This window comes from Sphaerisporangium sp. NPDC005288 (assembly GCF_040607475.1).
In the GTDB taxonomy this organism is placed as follows: Bacteria; Actinomycetota; Actinomycetes; order Streptosporangiales; family Streptosporangiaceae; genus Sphaerisporangium; species Sphaerisporangium rhizosphaerae.
Map to the genome: position 1 here is coordinate 89,906 of NZ_JBEXGT010000022.1, position 20,109 is coordinate 110,014.

Genomic DNA, 20,109 nt, shown 5'->3' on the forward strand with positions numbered 1-20,109 from the left:
TCAGCGGTGAACGCGCGGCACGCGTGAACCGATGCTGGTCACGATCTCATGAGTGATCGTGCCGAGGGAATCGGCCCAGTCTTGGGCGGTCGGCTCGCCCGCCGTCCCCGGTCCGAACAGGATCACCTCATCGCCCTCGCTCACCTCGTCGTCGCCCAGGTCGATCATGAACTGGTCCATGCACACCCGGCCGGCGATCGTGCGCCGCCGGCCCGCGGCCCACACCTGCCCGCGATTGGTCGCCGCACGCCTGACGCCGTCGGCGTAGCCGAGGGGCACCAGCGCCATGGTGGTCTCGCGCTCGGTGACGTAGAGGTGCCCGTAGGACACCCCCGACCCGGCCGGCACCCGCTTGACCATCGCCAGCCGGGCGGTGAGCGTCATCGCCGGGCGCAGCCCGAAGTCGCCCATCTCGGGGATGGGGCTCAGCCCGTACATCGCGAGGCCGGGCCGCACCATGTCGTAGTGGGCCCCCGGGATGTTCAGCGCGGCGGCCGAGTTGGCGATGTGACGCAGGACGCGCGGCCCGGCCACCCCGGCCTTCTCGGCGACCGCGAGGGCGTCCTCGAACGCGGCGAGCTGGCCCTCGATCGCGGGGTGCCCGGGGATGTCCGCGCAGGCCAGGTGGGACCACAGGCCGACGATCTCGACCAGGCCCTCGGCCTGGGCGGCCAGCGCGCGCTCGAGCAGCGCCGGCCAGTCATCGGCGGTGGCACCACCGCGCGTCATGCCGGTGTCGATCTTGAGATGGACGCGCGCCGTGCGGCCGGCGCGGCGGGCCGAGGCCGCGATGTCGTCCAGCACCCAGACGGCGCCCGCCGACAGGTCCACCGCGGCGGCCACGGCGTCGTCGATGGGCTCGCCCGGGGTGATGATCCACGTCAGGATGGGCGCGGTCACGCCCGCGGCGCGCAGGTCCAGCGCCTCCTGGATGTAGGCCGTGCCGAGACGCGAGGCGCCGGCGTCCAGGGCGGCGCGCGCGCAGGGCACCAGGCCGTGGCCGTAGGCGTCGGCCTTCACCACCGCCATGATCTCGGCGGCCGGCGCGTGCCGGCGGACCACGGCGAGGTTGTGCGCGATGGCGGAGAGGTCCACCCGGGCCTGAGCCGGCGTCACGAGAGAACCGTCCATGGGGAAGCTCACCTTCTCAGTTTGGCAGTGACGGGCCGTGCCCGTGCCGGTCGGCGGCACGGGAGCCGGTGGCGCTCGCCACAGTGGTGCGGTTTGTCGGGATGGGTCGGGTCACGGCCTTGGACGCCGCCCCTCAGAGGGCGGCCGGACGCCGGGCGGGTCGCCCTGGACGGAGGCCGGGGTCAGGCACGCGCGGTGAGCGCGCGGACGGCGGCGGGGATCTCCAGCGCGACGTCGAGCGCCGCGATCGGCGCCTCGCCGTCCCGCGGATCCCCGGCCGCGAGCCGCCCGGCCAGGCCGTGCAGGTAGGCCGCGCAGGAAGCGGCGTCATAGCAGCTCAGCCCCCCGGCGAGGAAGGCTCCCGCGATGCCGGCGAGCACGTCCCCCGTACCGCCGGTGGCCAGCCATGGGGTGCCCGTGACGTTCACACGGACCGGCCTGCCCTCCTCGGCGACCAGGGTAGTCGACCCCTTGAGAAGAACGGTCACTCCGAGCTCCCGCGCCGCATGCTCCGCGTAGTGCAGGCGCCGGGCCTCGATGTCGGCGGGTGCGACGCCGAGAAGGCGGCCGAGCTCGCCCGTGTGCGGCGTGATCAGCGTCGGCGCGTCGCGGCGCAGCAGCGTCCGGTCGCGGGAGACGACGGTCAGCCCGTCGGCGTCGACCAGCACCGGGACGTCGCTCGCCAGGACCGACCGTGCCAGCGCGTGCGCCTCGTCACCGGTGCCCATGCCCGGCCCGAGCACCCACGCCTGCACCCGGCCGACGTCGCCCACCCCCTCCTCAGGGGTGATGACCTTCGTCACCGCCTCGGGCCACCGGGCGCGCACCTGGGCGACCGGCTCGGCGGCGCTCGCGAAGCGCACCAGCCCGGCGCCGGCCCGCGCGGCGCCGCCGACCGTCAGCACGGCGGCCCCGGTGAACCGGTCGCTGCCCGCGACGACGCCGACGACGCCCCTGCGGTACTTGTCGGACTCGGCGCCCGGCCGGGGCAGCCGGGCGGCGACGTCCGCGCCCGTGAGCGCGACGACCTCGGGGGCTGGAAGGTGCGGCCCGAGGCCGATGTCCACCGGGTGCAGGGTGCCCACGCGGCTCGCCCCCGGGTCGATCAGCAGGCCGGCCTTGACCCCGCCGAAGGTCACCGTGAGGTGCGCGGCGACCGCCTCGCCCGCGACCTCGCCGGTGCTCGCGTCGACGCCGCTCGGCACGTCCACGGCGACGACGACGCCGGGCGCGCGCGCCGTCATGCGGGCCAGCGCCGCGTACGGCTCGCGCAGCGCGCCGGTGCCGCCGATGCCGACCAGGCCGTCCACGACGACGTCCGCCCGCTCGACCAGCCCGGCGAGCTCGCGGTCGGCCCCGGGGTCGCCGTCCTTCGCCTCCACGGTCCTGCCGCCGGCGCGGCGCAGCTCGGCGAGGCCGCCCTCGTGCGTCCTGCGCCCGGCCAGGACGGCGTGCACCCGGGCGCCGCGGCGGGCCAGCAGGGCTCCGGCGTACAGCGCGTCGCCGCCGTTGTCGCCGCTGCCGACCAGCAGCACGACGCGGGAGCCGTATACGCGGGGCAGGACGTTCACGCAGGCCACGGCCAGGGCGGAGGCGGCACGGCGCATGAGCGTGCCCTCGGGGAGCAGTGCCATGAGCGCCCGTTCGGCCGCCCTGATCTGGTCGGAGGTGTACGCGGTCAGCATCTCACCGAATGTAGCCCGCACCGATCACCATCGCGAAGGGCACCCGCCGCGCGGTCACCGGCCGCCGGGCCACGCACCCGGCCGCCGTCGCCCGGCCGTCCTCGCCCGACCGTCCTCGCCCGACCGCCGTCGTGTCATCGCGATCGTCCAGGGGTGCGGGGTCAGCCTTCGGCGATCACGTAGGCGATGGCGAGGCCGCCGTCGTGGCTGAGGGAGACGTGCCAGCGCCGGACGCCGAGCCGCGCGGCCACCTCGGCGACCCGGCCGGACACCCCGAGCACCGGCCGGCCGTGCTCGGCGACGGTGATCTCGGCCTCGCGGTGGCCGAGGCCGGGCGGCGCGCCCAGCGCCTTGGCGACGGCCTCCTTGGCGGCGAAGCGGGCGGCCAGCGACGCGACGGGAAGCCCCTTCTCGGCGTCGGTGAAGACGCGGTCGCGCAGGGTCGGCGTGCGCTCGAGGGCGGCGCCCAGGCGCGCGATGTCCACGATGTCCACGCCGATCCCCACGATCACCGCACCATTCTGCCGCAACGCGGCCCCGCCGAGATCGAAGGCCGGGCCGTCAGTAGAGTTTGCCGCCATGGAGGCACCCAACCCGTACGTGGAGCTGAGCCGCGAGCACTGGCGGGACCTGCGAGAGAACACGCCTCTCACCCTCACGGCCGCGGAGCTCGAAGAGCTGCGCGGCGTCGACGACCCGATCGACCTGGCCGAGGTCACCGACATCTACCTGCCGCTGACCCGCCTGCTCAACCTCCACTTCACCGGGGCGCGGCAGCGCAGCGCGGCCGTCAACACCTTCCTCGGCGACGACCGCGAGCCGCCGCCGTACATCCTCGGCATCGCGGGCAGCGTCGCCGTCGGCAAGTCCACCACGGCGCGGCTGCTGCACACCCTGCTCGCCCGCTGGCCCGAGCACCCCCGGGTGGACCTGATCACCACCGACTCCTTCCTGTACCCGAACGCGGTGCTGGAAGAGCGCGGCATCCCGCACCGCAAGGGCTTCCCCGAGAGCTACGACCGCCGGGCGCTGGTGCGTTTCGTCGCCGACGTCAAGGCGGGAGTGCCCGAGGTCCACGCCCCGGTCTACAGCCACCTGGAGTACGACATCGTCCCGGGCGCCGCACAGGCCGTGCGCCGGCCGGACATCCTGATCGTCGAGGGCCTCAACGTGCTGCAGCCCGCCCCGCCGACCGCGCTCGCCGTCAACGACTTCTTCGACTTCTCGATCTACGTGGACGCCAGGGTCGAGGACATCCGGTCCTGGTACCTCGACCGGTTCCACCAGCTGCGCCGCACGGCCTTCGCCGACCCCAAGTCCTACTTCGCCTACCTGGCCGACCTGTCGGAGCAGGACGCCACCCGCTTCGCCAAGGACGTCTGGCGCGACGTCAACGAGCGCAACCTGATCGAGAACATCGCCCCCACGCGCGGGCGCGCGGGCCTGGTCCTGCACAAGGGGGCCGACCACTCGGTGCGCCGCATCCAGCTCCGCCGCACATAGGCTTCGCCCGTGTTGCACTTACGGGTTATCTCCCCGTCCGACCGCACCGCCGACGTGCTGAGCCTGCTGGACGGCGCCACCGGCGTCACCAACATCGTCGTGATGCCCGGCGCCGGCCACCGTCCCAAGGGGGACGTGCTGCTCTTCGACGCCGCGCGGGAGGCCACCAACGAGATCATCGAACGGCTGAAGGAGCTGCGCCTGCCCGAGGACGGCTCGATCGCCGTCGAGCGGGTCGATCTGTCGCTGTCGCAGGTCGCCGACGCCGCCGAGGCCGAGGCGCCGGGCGCCCCCGACGACGCCGTCGTGTGGGAGGAGTTCTCCCGCCAGGTGGCGGGCGACTGCCGCGTCACCTGGGCGTTCCTCGCCTTTCTCACCATCGCCACGCAGCTCGCGGCGATCGGCGTGCTCCTCCCGTCCCTCATCCTGATCGTCGGCGCGATGGTCCTCGGGCCCGAGTTCGGCGCGGTGGCCGGCATCTCGTTCGGACTGCTGCGCCGCGACCGGCGGCTCATCGGCAGCGCCGCCCGGGCGCTCGTCATCGGGTTCGCCGTGGCCATCGCCGTCACCTGCGTGTGCGCGCTGCTGTACTCCGCCGTCGGCTGGATCACCCCGCACAGCCTGGACGGGCACGCCGAGGTGGAGTTCATCGTCAAGCCGGACAAGTGGTCGTTCATCGTCGCGCTGCTCGCCGGAGGGGCCGGGGTGCTGTCGGTCACGGCCGGCAAGTCCTCGGCGCTGGTGGGCGTGTTCATCTCGGTCACCACGGTGCCGGCCGCCGGGTACGCCGCCGTGGCCCTCGCGCTCGGCCGCTGGGGGGACGTCGGCGGCTCGGTCGTCCAGCTCGCGGTCAACATCGCGGGCATGGTGATCGCGGGCACGCTCACCCTGCTGGTCCAGCGTTTCTTCTGGTCGAAGTACGGCGTGCGCATCACGCGCGCCCCCGTCCAGCACGCGCGGGCGGGTTCGCGGCGCTCCTGAACCCCTCCCGGGCGCGTTCACGGCGCTCGGCGTCCGCGGAGCCCTGAAGAAGCCCTTAGGGGGAACCGTCGCCGAGCCCGTCCCCCGGATGAGGCGGGGTTCCTCCGTGTGAGGGAGGCCCGGCCGCGCGGGCTTGGATAGTGTCCAGGTCATGACCATCCTCGCGACCGAGGGACTCACCAAACGCTTTCCCCGGGTGACGGCGCTCGACCGCCTCACCGTCACCGCGGGGTCGGGTGTCACCGGCCTGGTCGGCGCCAACGGAGCGGGGAAGTCCACGCTCATCAAGATCCTGCTCGGCCTGCTTCCCCCGACGGAGGGCCGCGCCACCGTCCTCGGCTTCGATCCCGGCACCCAGGCCCTCGACATCCGGCACGTCGTGGGCTACATGCCCGAGCACGACTGCCTGCCGCCCGACGTGTCCGCCACCGAGTTCACGGTGCACATGGCGCAGATGTCCGGCCTGCCGCGCACCGCCGCGCGTGAACGCGCCGCCGACACCCTGCGCCACGTCGGCCTGTACGAGGAGCGCTACCGGCCCATCGGCGGCTACTCCACCGGCATGCGGCAACGGGTCAAGCTGGCCCAGGCCCTCGTGCACGACCCCAAGCTGGTCTTCCTGGACGAGCCGACCAACGGCCTGGACCCGCAGGGCCGCGACGACATGCTGGCGCTGATCCGGCGCATCGGCACCGAGTTCGGCATCAGCGTCGTGGTCACCTCCCACCTGCTCGGCGAGCTCGAACGGGTGTGCGACCACGTCATCGTCATCGACGGGGGGCGCCTGCTGCGCTCCTCGGCCATCGGGGAGTTCACCCAGGCCACCCACTCGATCCTCGTCGAGGTCGAGGAGGGCGCCGACCGCCTGGCCGCGCGGCTCGGCGAGATCGGGCGGCAGGTCACCCCGCTCGGCCGCATGCTGAGCGTCGAGGCCGGCTCCCCCGACACCTTCAACGTCGTCCGGGACGCCGTGTGCGACCTGGATCTCAGCCTGGTCCGCCTTGAGCAGGGCCGCCACCGCATCGAGGACGTCTTCAGGGAGGAGGCCTCCCATGTCTGAGACCATCCCCGCGCCGGTCGGCGCCCCCACCGGCGTGATCCACGACATCGGCTACCGGCACTACGAGGGCCCGAGGCACGGGCGGGGCCACGCCTTCGCCGCCCTCGCGGTGCACAGCCTGCGCGGCGTCTTCGGCCTCGGCCGCACCGCCCGCGCCAAGATCATGCCGTTCGGGCTGGGCGCGGTCATGATGCTGCCGGCCGCCGTCTCGATCGCGATCATGGCGCTGATCAAGCGCGAAGGACTGACGTACCCGTCCTACACCGTGACGATGCAGGCGGTGCTGGCGGTCTACCTCGCCGCCCAGGCGCCCTATCTGGTGGCCCCCGACCTGCGCTTCCGCGTGCTGCCGCTGTACCTGTCGCGGCCGGTCAAGACCGGCGACTACGTGGCGGCCAAGCTCACGGCCATGGCCGCGGCGCTGTTCCTGCTGGTCGCGGTGCCGCTGACCACCCTCTACATCGGCGAGTTGCTCATCGACCTGCCCGGGCCGCCGCACACCCACGACTACTTCGCCGCACTGGGCACCTCGGTCGTCTACGCGGTGCTGCTGGCCTCGGTGGGCGTGGCGCTCGCGTCGTTCACCCCGCGGCGCGGGCTCGGCGTGGCCTCGGTCATCGCGGTCTACCTGCTCTCCTCGGCCATCTCCGGGGTGCTGGTCGGCGTGCTGATGTCGGTCAGCCGCGACAGCGCCGCCCAGTGGGCCTGGCTGATCAATCCGTTCTTCCTGGTGGACGCCGTGCAGGTGTGGCTGTTCGGCACCGCGCCCAACAACGGCGACGGCTACCCGGCCGGGGCGGGCGGCCCGTTCGCCGCCGCGGTCGTGCTCGCGATCATCGCCGTGTCGGTGACCGCGCTCGTCCTCCGCTACCGCAAGGCGGCCTCATCGTGAACATCGAACTGGCACAGGTCTCCCGCTGGTACGGCAACGTCGTGGCCGTCAACGACGTCACCATGACCGTCGGGCCCGGCGTGACCGGGCTGCTCGGCCCGAACGGCGCCGGCAAGTCCACGTTGCTGCACATGATGGCCGGGTTCCTCGCCCCGTCCACCGGCACCGCGACCCTCGACGGGCGGCCGATCTGGCGCAACCACCAGATCTACCGTTCGATCGGCCTGGTCCCCGAGCGCGAGGCCGTCTACGGCTTCCTCACCGGCTGGCAGTTCGTGCTGTCCAGCGCCCGCCTGCACCGCCTGCCGTCCCCCGAGGACGCCGCGGCCAAGGCGCTGGCCATGGTCGAGATGGAGGACGCCAAGGACCGCCGCGTCGAGACCTACTCCAAGGGCATGCGCCAGCGGGTCAAGGTCGCCGCCGCCCTGGTCCACGACCCGCAGGTCCTGCTGCTGGACGAGCCGTTCAACGGCATGGACCCGCGCCAGCGCCTGCACCTGATGGACCTGGTCAGAGAGCTCGGATCCGCCGGGCGCACGATCTTGTTCAGCTCGCACATCCTGGAGGAGGTCGAGCGGGTCGCCCAGCAGATCGAGGTGCTGGTGGCCGGCCGGCACGCCGCCTCGGGCGACTTCCGCGAGATCCGGCGGCGCATGACCGACCGGCCCCACCTGTTCCGCGTGCGCTCCAGCGACGACCGGAAACTGGCCGCCGCGCTGATCGCCGACGCCTCCTCCGGCGCGGTCTCGCTGAGCGAGGCCGGCCTCGAGGTGCAGGCCGTGGACTTCCGCAGGTTCACCTGGCTGCTCCCCCGCGTCGCGCGCGACGCCGGCGTCAGCGTCTGGCAGCTCTCGCCCGCCGACGAGGACCTGGAGAGCGTCTTCTCCTACCTGATCTCCCGGAGCACCCGATGACCGGTCCCCGGTTCTCAGAGCACCCGCTCACCGGTGCCCGCTTCCTGGGCCGCTCCGTGTCCGGTCCGCGCTTCCCGGAGCACCCGGCGACCGGTCCGAGCTTCCTGGACCGCTCGGTGACCGGCCCGCGCCGCCCCGGCCGCCCGACCCCCGCACACCTGACCTTCCGGAGCGTCCGATGAACTCCGTCGTCGCCGGCATCACCTACCGCGCCGTGCTCGGGCGCCGCCGGGTGCTGCTGCTGATCCTGCTGCCGCTCGTCCTCATCGGCCTGGCCGTGGTGCTGCGCCTGGTGGGCAGCACCGACGAGCGGGCCACGGTCACCCTCATGCAGGTCTACGCCATCGGCACGATGCTGCCGCTGCTCGGCCTGATCGCCGGCACGGGCACCATCTCGCCCGAGATCGACGACGGGACGATCATCCACCTGCTGTCCAAGCCGATCTCGCGCCCGGTGATCGCCGTAACGAAGTTCGCGGTCGCCGCCTCGCTGCTCGCGCTGTTCGCCGCCGTCCCGACGTTCGTGGCCGGGTACCTCCTGCTGCGCGACGAGGCCGGCATCGCCGCCGGGTTCGCGCTGGGCGCGCTGATCGGCGGCATCGCCTACTCGGCGGTGTTCCTGCTGCTCGGCGTGATCACCCGGCACGCGGTGACGGTCGGCATCATCTACGCCGTGGTCTGGGAGAGCCTGGTCGGCGGCCTGGTGCCGGGGGCGCGCAACTTCTCCATCCAGCAGTGGGCGCAGACCTTCGCCGGGCAGCTCACCTCCACCGACTTCTTCAAGCCCACCGTCACCATGGGCTTCGCCGTCCCCGCCGTCCTGATCGTCACCATCGGCGCCGTCCTGTGGGCCGGAAACCGCCTGCGCTCCCTCTCCCTCACCGGCGACGAGTGACCCGCCGGTTTCAGCTCCGCACCAGGACGATGAGTTCGTTCGCCGGCAGGCGGCCCTCGAACCGTTCCTGAAGGCCCGCGAGCCCGGCCATGGCCTCGGCAAGCCGTTCAGCTGCCTCGTCAGAGCGCATCAGCAGCGTCACGGCCGCGAGCAGGCGCATGCGCGCGTGAGCGAAGTCGATCACGTTGTAAGGGGCGCCACCGCACAGTACCGGGGCGATCAGTTGTTCGGCCTCCTCGGCCAGACGCAGGGCGCGCCCGTAGAGGCTCTCGGCATGGCCGGGCGAGGCCGGAGAGGTGTCCACCGACAGGACGGCAATGCCTGCTCGCAGGGTCGCGACGGGGTTTCCGCGGTGTCGCAGTGTGAAGGACAACCCTGCGCTGAACTCGGTGAGCGCACGATCGAAGGCGGCGCGGTTGAAGGTCGTGAGCGGGGGTCCCCCCTGGGGCGTCCGCCCCCGGCCGCCCCCGGCCGTGATCCGCGTCGGCCGCCACAAGGTCCGCAGGGCGCGCAGCGCGACCATCGTGCCCTCGAACCGCTCGTCATGCATCACCAGGGCCAGGCCGAGCGCGCGCCTGAGGTCGTGTGCCCCGCCAGAGGTGTCCGAGCCGTCGTAGTAGTCGAGGAGCGCGTCCGGGGGGTGAGCCGGGTCGCCGGCGAGGCCGGACAGCCGGCCCAGAGCGCCGGCGCGGTCGAACTCCCCCGCCGGATCACCGCCCATGAGGCCGAGCCGGCGCGCATGAGCCAGATCGGCGGCATGCTGGAGCGCCTCCTCCAGGTGCGACACGATGAACCCCCACTGCTCCAGGCCCAGGTAATCCAGCAAGTCATCGACTTGCCCCAAGGCGCCCAGAACCTCGTCGATCTGCTCGATGAACGGCGCGAGCAGGGTGGCCGACGAGAACAACGGGGAGAGTTCGCTGGAGTCCAGGGATGCCCTGCCTGGCAGGTTGGAGCCGATCAGTTCGTCCAACGTGAGGAACCTGGTGAGGCCGACATGGGACGCCAGATCCAGGCCGAGAGCCTGTCCCAGTCGCATGACACGGGAGAGCACAACGGCGCGGCGGACGTGCGGCGCGCGGTCCAAGACGAGGTTTCCGAGGCGTTCGAGCTCCAGGCGCAACGCCAGGACCAGGACGCGGGCGAAGTCGTCCCGGTCAGGTCCCGGCGACGGCGTCTCGACGTATCTCAGCGCGGCGGCGAAGACGCGCGTGTGCGACCACACCTCGGCGGGAGGCTCCGCACCCAGCGCCAGGGCGAGGTGGTCGCCACAGAGGGAGACGTCGCGCGCCAGGTAGCCGACGAGCCGCGAGACGTCGGGCGCGTACGGGGAGGCGACGCCGACCGGCTGGTGCAGGACGACGCCGTCGGCGGTGACGGTGACCTCCGATGGCTCGGGATCACCGGCGGCCCCGGCGTCGCCTGGGCCGCGCGCCCAGACGGTGTGCCCCGACACACCGGCCACCAGGCTCAGGGCGGGGTCGCCCATCTCTTCCAAGGTCGGCAACCGGTAGGTGACGTCGCCGTCGAGCAGGTCGTTCAGCCAGCCGACGAACAGGTGGGCGTGACCGGCGAGAACTCCCACCGCCGGCCCGTCTCCGGCCGCCCTGGGCGGCGCGTCCTGGCGGCCGGCGGACGGCATGTCCCGACCGTTCCGGGGCGGCGCGTCCCCGCCGCCCGAGGGTGAGGCGTCACCGGACGGCGCCTGGCCACGCGCGCCGTACCAGGTGTCGCCGCGTACGCCCGTGTCGCGGAGGAACATGTCGTACAGGTCGCGGGAGACCGGGCGGGCGCAGACGGCGGTGTTCTCGTCGAGCCAGATGACCTCGCGCAGGCTCCGCGCGGCCTTCACCCCGGCGAGCAGGCGCCGGCGGTCCTGGTCCTGCTCGGCGTCACCCGCGTCCAGCAGGGCCTCCAGCCGCTCCCGGACGCCGGCGTCCACCTGGAGGGCCTGCTCGGCGCAGTCGAAGGCCAGTGCAAGGGCCCGGACGGTGCCCGAGGCCAGGCACGCCTCGATGACCGGGGTCGCGTCGGCGTTGGCCGACCACAGCAGGATGGTCTCCCGCCACCACGGGTCGTCCACGTGGCCGGCGAGCGGGCCCGGGTCGTGCTGGCCGATCTGGGCGGCGGCCAGGTACTCCTGCAGGGTGAGGTGGGCGAAGGCGTACCTGCCGTGCTCGCGCTCCACGAGCAGGCCGCTCTTGCGTGCCTCCTCCAGGAACACCTCGGGGGTCACGGTCCCCGACACCTGGCGCAGCGCCCCCCTGATCGCCCTGCCGGCGTCCATGGCGGCCATGTCGCGGACCCTGCCCCGCATCATGGCCAGCGCCAGGTGCCGGACGACGCGCTCCTTCTGCGGGCCGCGCAGGCCGGTGGCGTCGGTCAGGTTGCGGGCCTCCTGGCGGCGGTGCAGCAGGACGTCGCACATCTCGGCGTACAGCGCGGCGCGGCCGGCCGGGAGCTGGCCGCGGTAGCGGTGCACGTTCGCGATCATGGTGAGCAGCAGCGGGTTGGCCGCCAGATCGTACAGGCCGGGAGCCGCGCGGAGGCGGGCGAGCAGTTCGTCGGCCTTGCCGGCGGCGATCTCCTTGACGGCCGGGCCCGTGGCGTCGGCGGCGCGGCTCTCGATGGCGTGGTACCAGCCGTGCAGGTAGCGGGTGATCTGCTCGTGGGTGAAGCGCCGCACCTGGAGCACCTCGGCGCTCGGCAGCGGGTTGGACAGGTAGCCGTGCGGCCGGGAGGTGACGACGTACCGGTTGCGGGGATGCCGCTCGATCTGCCGCCGGATCCACGCCACCACGCGGACGCGGTCTTCCTCGTCGGCGACCTCGTCCAGGCCGTCCAGCAGCACGACGCAGCCGCCCCGGTCGAGCCGCCGCTCCAGCCACGCGGCGGGGATCCTCCCGGCCAGCCAGCCGGCCGACGTCGCCACGTCGGCGAGCCCTGGGGGCTGCGCCGCCGGCAGCGCTCCCGCGTGGTCGCGGAGATAGAGCAGAACGGGCAGCGGGCCGCGCCTCCAGAACCGCCACCGACGCGTGCTCAGGTTGAGCGTGGTGGTGCGGACGAGGGTCGTCTTGCCCGAACCGGGGCCGCCGATGACCGCGAGCACCCGGCCGCCGTCGTGCCCCGCCGCGAGGAACGACTCCAGCGTCCGCCGCTCGCCGGCCACCGCGTGTGGCCGCGCGGGAACGGCGCCGACGTACGGCTCGCGGGCGGTGTCGTGCGTTGGCTTGGGCATCAGGCTGACATCGACGTACACCTGCCGCGTGCGCAGCATGAACTCGCTCTGCGTGGCCACCCCGAGGGTCTCCATGTAGCTCACGCTGGCGCGCACCTGGCGCAGGTAGACGCCGAGGCTTCCGCGCGGCGGCCGGGCACCCGGGGCGGGCGACGGCGGGGAGACCAGCAACTCCCGGGACAGTTCGGCGATCAGGGCGAGGGCGAACGCGGCGTACGCCCAGTTCCAGCTCAGCGCGCCGTTGTCGAGCACCTGGTTGGTGGCCACCCCCGCCGCGACGACGCCGGCCGCGCCGGCGACCACCCGCGCCAGGACCTTCAGACCCCGCACCGATGCCCTCCTCCTCGCCGGCCCACGGACACCACTGAACCGGAATCGCCCCCGGCGGACGGGGCGTTTCGCCGATCCGAGATCTCCGCCGAGCGAAGCGAGGCCAAGCGAACACATCCAAGCGATTCCAACGGATCGGCCCAAGAACCCGCTCGGGGCGCGGCGGTGCTCTGAGGAGGAAGGAGGGTGAGGAACGAGCCCGGATGACGACGAAGAGCGCCGCCTCAAAGGCGCCCCGAGCCCGCCGAGCGAAGCGAGGCCAAGCGAACTCAGCGGCGGAACATCAGGCGGATGCACACTCCGATGGCGACGCATCCGACCGAGAAGACCAGCAGCAGCGTCGAGACGGTGAAGCCGAGCACCCACAGGCCGCCCTCACCGTCGGGCCGGGGCGTCATGCCGTTCCACACGGCCAGCAGCGGCTGGGGCAGCGAGAAGGGCACCAGGACGGCAAGGGCGCTCCCCACGCGGACGACGGCGCCCAGGATGACCGCGACCAGCAGCACCCCGGCGCACGTCCACGGATACAGCAGCGAACGGAAGAAGTCGCCGTCGGTGCCGGTGGCCGCCAGCGTCCATGTCAGGGCCACACCTCCGGCAAGGGAGATGACGGCCATCACCTGGTGCCTGCGCCTACCGACCACGAGCAGCCACCTTAGATCACCCTAGATGCGGAAAAGCGGTTGAGTCTCCACCGACTGGAAGGTGAAGTCTTGACCCTCGAAGCATCGCCCTGACCGATGCTTCGAGGACATGACCGAGGAGACGAGAAAGCATGAACGATATGGCCAATCTGTCCGCACGGGAGCGACAGCAGATCATCGACGACTTCGTCGACCGGGCCTTCGCCGGCATCGACCCCGACGCCCCGGGCGCGGGCATCGCACAGGCCATGCGCCGGTTGCCCGACGAGCTGCCGGACGCCCCGGCCGCGGAAGTGCGCGAGGCGTGGTCCGAACTGGTCGAGCTGGTGTCGGACGAGGCGTTCGGGCAGCGTGTGCGGGCGATGGCGCTCGCCGGGGCCGAGGGCGGCGGGCAGGCGGAGTCCTACGACGCGCAGACGGTGATCGAGCACGCCGGGGCGGCCGTCGCGGCGGGCGTCGCCCCGGAGTCGCCGGAGGGCCAGCGGGTCCTGGACCGCATCGTCGCGCCGGAGACGCCCGCCGCCGAACGGGCCGCGCTGGCCGACCGGCTGGAGACCTTCACCGATCGCCGGGTGGAGCGCTACTGGGAGCTGATGTGCGTGCTCAACGGCCGCCCGCCGTACCCCTCGGGCGTGCCGTCCTTCGAATGGGTCATCGCGGCGCTGCGCGCCCACGCCTGACCCGCGCTTCGGGCTCCCGTACCAGCGCCACAGGCGCCCGGCCCGTGCCTGCCGCGCGCGGCCCCATCGTGCGGGCCCGTGTGCGGCCCTGGACGCGAACGTCCCCCGCACGACGAGGTCGTACGGGGGACATCGGCGTCAAGGCCACGACCGTCCGCTCCGCGCCGTGGCCGTACCGGGGCCGCCGGCGCCCGTGCGGGCGTCGCGGCCGGTCAGGCGCAGGTGGCGCGGACGACGTCGGCGAGCTTGCGGGCGATGGACTCGGCCTCGTCCTGGGACTCCGCCTCCACCATCACCCGGACCATCGGCTCGGTGCCGCTCGGCCGGATGAGCACCCGGCCGCCGTCGCCGAGCGACTCCTCGGCGGCGGCCACGGCCGCCGCCAGCTCCGGCGAGGCGGCCGCCTTGGCCTTGGAGACGTCCCGGACGTTCACCAGCACCTGCGGCAGCCGCGTCATGACCGAGGCCAGCTCCGACAGCGAGCGGCCGGACCGGTTGACCTCGGCCAGCAGGTGCAGCGAGGTGAGCAGGCCGTCGCCGGTGGTGGCGTGGTCGAGCATGACCACATGACCCGACTGCTCGCCGCCCAGGTTGTACCCGCCCGCCTTCATGGCCGCAAGGACGTAACGGTCACCGACGGCGGTCTCCACCATGGTCAGCCCGGCCTTGGTCAAGGCGTGCTTGAAGCCGAGGTTGGACATGATGGTGGCGACGACGGTGTCCTTGGTGAGCGTGCCGGCGGAGTGCATGGCCATGGCCAGCACCACCATGATCTGGTCGCCGTCCACGACCTCGCCGGACGCCGTCACGGCCAGGCAGCGGTCGGCGTCGCCGTCGTAGGCGATGCCCGCGTCGGCCCCGCGCTCCACGACCGCCTCGCGCAGAGCGTCGAGGTGGGTGGAGCCGACGCCCTCGTTGATGTTGAGGCCGTCGGGCGAGGCGCCGATCGTCTCGACGACGGCCCCCGCGCGCAGCAGCGCCTCAGGCGCCACCATGTGCGCGGCGCCGTGCGCGCAGTCGATGATCACCCGCAGGCCGTCCAGGCGTCCCGGCAGCGTCTCCAGCAGGTGGGAGACGTACCGGTCGGCCTCGCCGTACGCCTCGCGCACCCGCCCGACGGCCGCGCCCACCGGACGGCTCCACTTCTCGCCGAGCCGCTGCTCGATGTCGTTCTCGACCGCGTCGGGCAGCTTGTACCCGCCACGGGCGAAGAACTTGATGCCGTTGTCGGGCGCCGGGTTGTGCGACGCGGAGATCATGACCCCGAGGTCGGCCCCGAGGGCGGAGGTCAGATAGGCGACGGCCGGGGTGGGCAGCACGCCGAGGCGCAGCACGTCCACACCGGACGACGCGAGGCCGGCGACCACGGCGGCCTCGAGGAACTCCCCCGAGGCACGCGGGTCCCGGCCCACGACGGCGACCGGGCGGCCACGCCGCCCGACGCTCGACTCGAACGCGCCGGCATCGCCGAGGACATGAGCCGCCGCGACCGAGAGGTCCATGGCGAGCTCGGCCGTGAGGTCGCGACCCGCGACCCCACGAACCCCGTCGGTGCCGAACAGCCGACCCGTCAACGCTTGCTGTACTGAGGAGCCTTACGGGCCTTCTTCAGACCGGCCTTCTTCCGCTCCGTCTCACGGGCGTCGCGGGTGAGGAAGCCGGCCTTCTTCAGCGGCGGACGGTTGACCTCGGTGTCCAGCGCGGTGAGCGCGCGGGCGAGGCCCATGCGGACGGCGCCGGCCTGACCGGTCACGCCGCCGCCGTCGATGCGGACGAAGACGTCGAACTGGTCCTCGGCGCCGAGCGTCACGAAGGGCTCGTTGACGATCTGCTGGTGGACCTTGTTCGGGAAGTAGTTCTCCAGCGAGCGACCCTCGATGGTCCACTTGCCGGTGCCCGGCATGATGCGAACCCGGGCGATCGCCTCCTTGCGGCGGCCGGTGCCGTAAGAGTTGCCCGTGGTGATGGGCTTACGTGCGGCGACCTCGCTGCTGGGAGCGGACTCGCTGGTGTACTCGGACGGGAACTCCTCGGAGTTGTCCGCAATGTCCAGCTCGCCCTCGAGGGGCGTCTCGACACCGGTGGGCTCGGCCACGGTTCTCCTCTAACTTTCGATCTCGGCGTCAGCCGTCGGCCAACGGTGTGCGACTACTGGGCGACCTGGGTGATCTCGAACTGCACCGGCCGCTGCGCCAGGTGCGGGTGCTCGGAACCGGCGTAGACCTTGAGCTTCTTGGCCATCTTCCGGCCGAGAGAGTTCTTGGGGAGCATGCCCTTCACGGCCTTCTCCACGGCCCGGTCGGGACGCTTCTCGAGCAGCTCGCTGTAGGAGACCGAGCGCAGACCGCCCGGGTAGCCCGAGTGACGGTACGCCTTCTTCTGCTCCAGCTTGTTGCCGGTCAGGGCCACCTTGTCGGCGTTGATGATGATGACGAAGTCACCGGTGTCGACGTGCGGCGCGAAGATCGGCTTGTGCTTACCGCGGAGCAGCGTCGCGACCTGGGTGGCCAGCCGACCCAGCACGACGTCGGTGGCGTCGATGACGTACCACTGACGCTGTACGTCGGTGGCCTTAGGGGTGAACGTGCGCACGGTGGTAAGCCTTCTGTCGGGTTGGCGTGTCTGGCGGAGGTCGTGGGCGGGCGCACGACAGCCCAGACCTTCCGTCTCCACGAGCAGGGAGATGACGCCGGACCGCGCCGCGCACCGGTCACGAGGGACCAGTTCGCACACAACAAATGTGCAGACTACCGCCGGTGACGGGCCCGGGTCAAAACGGCGACGCCGGAACCTGGACCGTCACAACGGGTCCGCCCGGCGAGTCTACTCCGTGATCGGACCAATGCCTCAACGAAAACCAGTCCCTCGCGTCTCTTCTTTAACATGAGCTGACCTCTCTATATTGGCAGCGGTATGTGTCAGCGCCCTCACCTTCGGCACACCCAGCGGTTCCCCCGTCGGCGGACCCACGTGGGTCTGTTGGCATGCCTGACACTGGCCCTGGTCGCCTGTTTCGTGGTGGTGCGGCTGAACGGCGCCGAACGGCCCGACGAGATCTACCTCCAGACCGGCCCTCCCGCGCCGACCCGCACCCGGCTCCTCGCGGCGCCCCGGCCCACCGCGACGTCCTCGGTCGACCGCGCGCCCCTCGGCCACGTCACGCGCCCGCTCGTCTCCCCCACCGCCGGCGCGCGCTCGCAGCCCACGCCCACGGCCACCAGGCGGCGCCACACCATCGACGGCTCGGGGTCGGAGATGCCGCCCGGCACGAGCGTCGGCACCGCGAGCGGCAGAGACGACACGGCGCAGGCGCCCCCCGATGGAGCACCTCCGGTCGCCCGGCTCGAGGCCGCGGCCGTCCGCCTCACCAACCAGGAGCGCACCGCGCGGGGATGCGCGCCGTTGCGCGTCGACCCGCGGCTCACCCGGTCCGCGCGCGCCCACAGCCTGGACATGGCCGCGAAGAACTACTTCGGCCACACCTCGCCCGGCGGGCTCAGCCCGTGGGACCGCATGGCCCGCGCGGGATACAGCAACAGCGCTGCCGAGAACATCGCCCGCGGCTACGAATCGGCCGAGGAGGCCGTGCAGGGCTGGATGGCCAACACCGGGCACCGCCGCAACATCCTGAACTGCCGGATCACCACCGTCGGGGTGGGCGTCGCGTACGGTTCTGGAGACACATGGTGGACACAGGACTTCGGCTATTCCTGACTTGTCGTGTCGTCGTGCCCGGCTAGTCTCGGCGCATGGGTTACCCCGGGGATCGACAGCCACGCCGCCAGCCTTACCAGCCGTACGAGACACCTCGGCAGCCCGGCGACCTCCGGCCGGAGACCGAGCCGCAGGAGGAGGCGGGCGGGCCGGCGTCATGGACGGCCACGCCGGAACCCGACCCTGACCCGCCCTCCTGGGCCCGCGCCGACGAGCGTCGTCCACACCCATATGGCGACCCCTCCGGCGCGTCCGGCGCGTCCGGCGATCCCACTTTCGGCGTCGGCCGCACGTACGGCACGCCCCGCACCTCCGCCTTCCCCGAGCAGCCGGGCCACGTCCGCCCCTTCGAGACCCCACGGGCGGGCGACGGCGCCACGTACGGGCACACGGCAGCCGGCTCGACGTTCGGCGACACAGGCGAAGGCCCGGCGCCCGGCAACACTGGCGCGGGGCCGGCGTTCAGGAACACGGGAGCGGGCTCGGCGTTCGGAAGCACCGGCGAGGGGTCGGCGTTCGGAAGCACCGGCGAGGGGTCGGCGTTCGGGAACACGGGCGCGGGGGCGGGGGCGGCGTCCGGCCGGCCGGCGTACGGCGAGACCCGTGGCGACACGGGCGGGGACGGCGCCTACGGCCGGACGCGGGCGTACGGCGCGGAAGGCCCCGGCGGCTCCTTCGGCGGGACGCAGAGCGGCCCGGCGTACGGCGACACGCAGGGGAGCAGGTCGTCCGGCGAGCCCCGCGGCGGTTCGTTCGATCCCCGCGGCGGTTCCCCCGAGACGCGTGCAGGCTCCTTCGAGCCCCGCGGCGCTTCGTTCGAGCCGCGCGAGAGCGGGCCGCTCTCCGGACGGCAGGCGCGACCGCGTCCCTTCGAAGACCTCGGCCGGCGGCCGTTCGAGCCGCCCGCGCCGGCGCAGAACGACCCGTTCACCCGAGCCCCGTCCCAGACGGGCCCCTTCTCCGCCACCCCGTCCCAGCCCACGTCCTCGTTCGAGAACACCCGCGCACAGACAGGGGCCTTCGAGAGCCCCCGCGCGCAGACCGGATCCTTCGAGAGCCGCCGTGCACAGACCGGGTCCTTCGACAGGACGCGGGCGCAGGCGGAGCCGTCCGAGGCCGGGTCGGCGGGGGCGGTGCCGCCGCCGCCCAAGGAGGCCAGGAGGAGCGAGCCGGACCTGGTGCCCCGCACGTCGCGCGCTCCGCTCTTCATGATCGGAGGCGTCCTGGCGCTGGTCGCCGTGATCGTCGTGGGCATCGCCATCATGAGCGGCAGCGACCAGCCCACCGGCACGGCCGCTCCCTCGCCGAGCGGTGCGACGGCGCAGGCGCCCGTGGTGGGCCGCGTCGGAGGCGGCAAGTACGGCTTCGCGGCCTCGCGCAAGAGCGATCCCCAGCCGCTCACCCTCGGCGAGGTGTTCGGGCGCAAGAAGGTCACCACCCACGGGCGCTCGTACCTCATGACGGTGCGGCGGCTGGACAAGAAGTGCAAGGACGCCGTACACGGCACCAAGATGCAGAAGGTTTTGACGGCCGGCAAGTGCACGCAGTTCCTGCGGGCCAGCTTCCGCGACGCGCACGGCAAGCTCATCGGCACGGTCGGCGTGGCCAACCTGAACACCGCCGCCGGGGCGAAGAAGGCGGCCAAGACCGGCACCGGCGGCGAGCTGGAGGACTACGTCAGCCCGCTCCAGGGCAAGGACTCCGCCACCAAGCTGCTCGGCAGCGGCGGCGAGTCGTACGCCACAGCGTGGCCCCAGGGGCACTACCTGGTGTTGCTGTGGTTCCAGTACAAGGACGGGCACAAGCCGTCCAAGGATGAGCTGAAGCGGCTCAACCGGGCGGCGATGGACATCACCGAGACGACCGTCTTCTCCGCGCTGGACACCCGAGCGCTCACCGGGGCCCGGAGCAACTGACCGTCAAACCAGCCTTTATAGAAACTTAAGCGGACAAATCACCTGTCGAGCTAGACCAGGAAACGCCCATAGCGGTATGCCGATCTCTGACTGTGGATACGCTTCCGCGTATGCGTGGCCAGGATTCCGGATCCGAGCACGAACGCGGGACCGAGAGCTCGGGGGCTCCTTCGATGCCACCCCCGAGCTTCGGGCAGGTACGCCCGCACGTGCCAGGGACCGACCAGAGCGTGACGGACCCCGACTCGACCCAGGACGTGAGATCCCCCGCCCTCGGAGAGGCGCGGGGCCCGTCCTCCTCCCAGGGGACACCCACTCCCACCTCCGGTGACACTCCGCCCGCCCACCCCGGCGACACCGTGTCCCACCGCCCCGGCGACATCCCGACCGCCCACCCCGGCGACACCGTGTCCCGCCGCCCCGGCGACGCCCGGCCGGCCGACCGGTTCCCCCTGGACTACGAGTGGTTCGATCCCGACCAGCCTCCCCAGCACAACTACCGCTCCGTCGGTTCCTCCGGCAGCCC

The 20,109-nt window shown here is 72.6% G+C and carries 17 protein-coding genes; 9 read left to right on the forward strand and 8 right to left on the reverse strand.

What is annotated here, in order from left to right; all coding sequences use genetic code 11:
* The 3 genes from alr to ABZU32_RS21670 form a co-directional block, all read right to left on the reverse strand.
* On the reverse strand, nt 1-1,131 hold the full coding sequence (alr, locus tag ABZU32_RS21660) for an alanine racemase (protein ID WP_354924579.1): 1,131 nt from the start codon (nt 1,129-1,131) through the stop codon (nt 1-3).
* A 182-nt stretch (nt 1,132-1,313) separates the two neighbouring features.
* Nucleotides 1,314-2,816 carry an NAD(P)H-hydrate dehydratase gene (locus ABZU32_RS21665; RefSeq protein WP_354924580.1) on the reverse strand — a complete coding sequence of 501 codons (1,503 nt, stop codon included), beginning with the start codon at nt 2,814-2,816 and terminating at the stop codon, nt 1,314-1,316.
* A gap of 161 nt (nt 2,817-2,977) precedes the next feature.
* The gene (locus ABZU32_RS21670; RefSeq protein WP_354837507.1) at nt 2,978-3,328 is read right to left on the reverse strand and encodes a holo-ACP synthase; all 351 of its coding nucleotides are present in this window, start codon (nt 3,326-3,328) and stop codon (nt 2,978-2,980) included.
* Between the two features lie 88 nt (nt 3,329-3,416).
* On the opposite strand from ABZU32_RS21670, the gene coaA reads away from it, so the two are divergent.
* The 6 genes from coaA to ABZU32_RS21700 all read left to right on the forward strand — a co-directional run bounded on the left by coaA (nt 3,417) and on the right by ABZU32_RS21700 (nt 9,061).
* The gene (coaA, locus tag ABZU32_RS21675; RefSeq protein ID WP_354924626.1) at nt 3,417-4,319 is read left to right on the forward strand and encodes a type I pantothenate kinase; all 903 of its coding nucleotides are present in this window, start codon (nt 3,417-3,419) and stop codon (nt 4,317-4,319) included.
* 9 nt (nt 4,320-4,328) lie between these two features.
* The gene (locus ABZU32_RS21680) at nt 4,329-5,300 is read left to right on the forward strand and encodes a DUF389 domain-containing protein (protein ID WP_354924582.1); all 972 of its coding nucleotides are present in this window, start codon (nt 4,329-4,331) and stop codon (nt 5,298-5,300) included.
* 151 nt (nt 5,301-5,451) lie between these two features.
* Entirely contained in the window at nt 5,452-6,360 is a 909-nt protein-coding gene (locus tag ABZU32_RS21685; RefSeq protein ID WP_354924584.1) for an ABC transporter ATP-binding protein, read from the forward strand.
* Nucleotides 6,353-7,252 (forward strand): ABC transporter permease, encoded by a 900-nt coding sequence (locus ABZU32_RS21690; RefSeq protein WP_354924586.1) that lies wholly within the window; start codon nt 6,353-6,355, stop codon nt 7,250-7,252. The genes ABZU32_RS21685 and ABZU32_RS21690 overlap by 8 nt, the downstream gene beginning before the upstream one ends.
* Nucleotides 7,249-8,166 carry an ABC transporter ATP-binding protein gene (locus ABZU32_RS21695; RefSeq protein WP_354837515.1) on the forward strand — a complete coding sequence of 306 codons (918 nt, stop codon included), beginning with the start codon at nt 7,249-7,251 and terminating at the stop codon, nt 8,164-8,166. The genes ABZU32_RS21690 and ABZU32_RS21695 overlap by 4 nt, the downstream gene beginning before the upstream one ends.
* A gap of 178 nt (nt 8,167-8,344) precedes the next feature.
* Nucleotides 8,345-9,061, forward strand: coding sequence for an ABC transporter permease subunit (locus ABZU32_RS21700; RefSeq protein ID WP_354837517.1), 717 nt, complete (start codon nt 8,345-8,347; stop codon nt 9,059-9,061).
* A 10-nt stretch (nt 9,062-9,071) separates the two neighbouring features.
* Here the strand turns inward: ABZU32_RS21700 and ABZU32_RS21705 are convergent, their stop codons facing one another.
* Together ABZU32_RS21705 and ABZU32_RS21710 are read right to left on the reverse strand one after the other, a co-directional pair.
* On the reverse strand, nt 9,072-12,629 hold the full coding sequence (locus ABZU32_RS21705; RefSeq protein ID WP_354924588.1) for an NACHT domain-containing protein: 3,558 nt from the start codon (nt 12,627-12,629) through the stop codon (nt 9,072-9,074).
* Between the two features lie 269 nt (nt 12,630-12,898).
* A complete protein-coding gene (locus tag ABZU32_RS21710; RefSeq protein ID WP_354837521.1) occupies nt 12,899-13,273 on the reverse strand; it encodes a hypothetical protein in 375 nt (124 codons plus the stop codon).
* 131 nt (nt 13,274-13,404) lie between these two features.
* Between ABZU32_RS21710 and ABZU32_RS21715 the strand changes: the two genes are divergently transcribed.
* Nucleotides 13,405-13,953: a hypothetical protein gene (locus ABZU32_RS21715; RefSeq protein ID WP_354924590.1), complete on the forward strand. Its 549-nt coding sequence runs from the start codon at nt 13,405-13,407 to the stop codon at nt 13,951-13,953.
* A 212-nt stretch (nt 13,954-14,165) separates the two neighbouring features.
* Here the strand turns inward: ABZU32_RS21715 and glmM are convergent, their stop codons facing one another.
* The 3 genes from glmM to rplM are packed head-to-tail and all read right to left on the reverse strand — an operon-like array spanning nt 14,166 to nt 16,545.
* The gene (glmM, locus tag ABZU32_RS21720; protein ID WP_354924592.1) at nt 14,166-15,527 is read right to left on the reverse strand and encodes a phosphoglucosamine mutase; all 1,362 of its coding nucleotides are present in this window, start codon (nt 15,525-15,527) and stop codon (nt 14,166-14,168) included.
* Complete coding sequence (rpsI, locus tag ABZU32_RS21725) at nt 15,524-16,048, reverse strand: 30S ribosomal protein S9 (protein WP_354837527.1); 525 nt, start codon at nt 16,046-16,048, stop codon at nt 15,524-15,526. The genes glmM and rpsI overlap by 4 nt, the downstream gene beginning before the upstream one ends.
* A gap of 53 nt (nt 16,049-16,101) precedes the next feature.
* Complete coding sequence (gene rplM, locus ABZU32_RS21730) at nt 16,102-16,545, reverse strand: 50S ribosomal protein L13 (RefSeq protein WP_354924594.1); 444 nt, start codon at nt 16,543-16,545, stop codon at nt 16,102-16,104.
* Nucleotides 16,546-16,923: 378 nt separating this feature from the next.
* On the opposite strand from rplM, the gene ABZU32_RS21735 reads away from it, so the two are divergent.
* The gene (locus ABZU32_RS21735; protein ID WP_354924596.1) at nt 16,924-17,667 is read left to right on the forward strand and encodes a CAP domain-containing protein; all 744 of its coding nucleotides are present in this window, start codon (nt 16,924-16,926) and stop codon (nt 17,665-17,667) included.
* 35 nt (nt 17,668-17,702) lie between these two features.
* On the forward strand, nt 17,703-19,583 hold the full coding sequence (locus ABZU32_RS21740) for a hypothetical protein (protein WP_354924598.1): 1,881 nt from the start codon (nt 17,703-17,705) through the stop codon (nt 19,581-19,583).
* Nucleotides 19,584-20,109 lie beyond the last annotated feature (526 nt).

What these genes read in the sequence shown, in the direction of transcription:
- alr (WP_354924579.1), bottom strand. Translation starts at nt 1,131, where the DNA reads ATGGACGGTTCTCTCGTGACGCCGGCTCAGGCCCGGGTGGACCTCTCC.
- ABZU32_RS21665 (WP_354924580.1), bottom strand. Translation starts at nt 2,816, where the DNA reads ATGCTGACCGCGTACACCTCCGACCAGATCAGGGCGGCCGAACGGGCG.
- ABZU32_RS21685 (WP_354924584.1), top strand. Translation starts at nt 5,452, where the DNA reads ATGACCATCCTCGCGACCGAGGGACTCACCAAACGCTTTCCCCGGGTG.
- ABZU32_RS21690 (WP_354924586.1), top strand. Translation starts at nt 6,353, where the DNA reads ATGTCTGAGACCATCCCCGCGCCGGTCGGCGCCCCCACCGGCGTGATC.
- ABZU32_RS21700 (WP_354837517.1), top strand. Translation starts at nt 8,345, where the DNA reads ATGAACTCCGTCGTCGCCGGCATCACCTACCGCGCCGTGCTCGGGCGC.
- ABZU32_RS21715 (WP_354924590.1), top strand. Translation starts at nt 13,405, where the DNA reads ATGAACGATATGGCCAATCTGTCCGCACGGGAGCGACAGCAGATCATC.
- ABZU32_RS21740 (WP_354924598.1), top strand. Translation starts at nt 17,703, where the DNA reads ATGGGTTACCCCGGGGATCGACAGCCACGCCGCCAGCCTTACCAGCCG.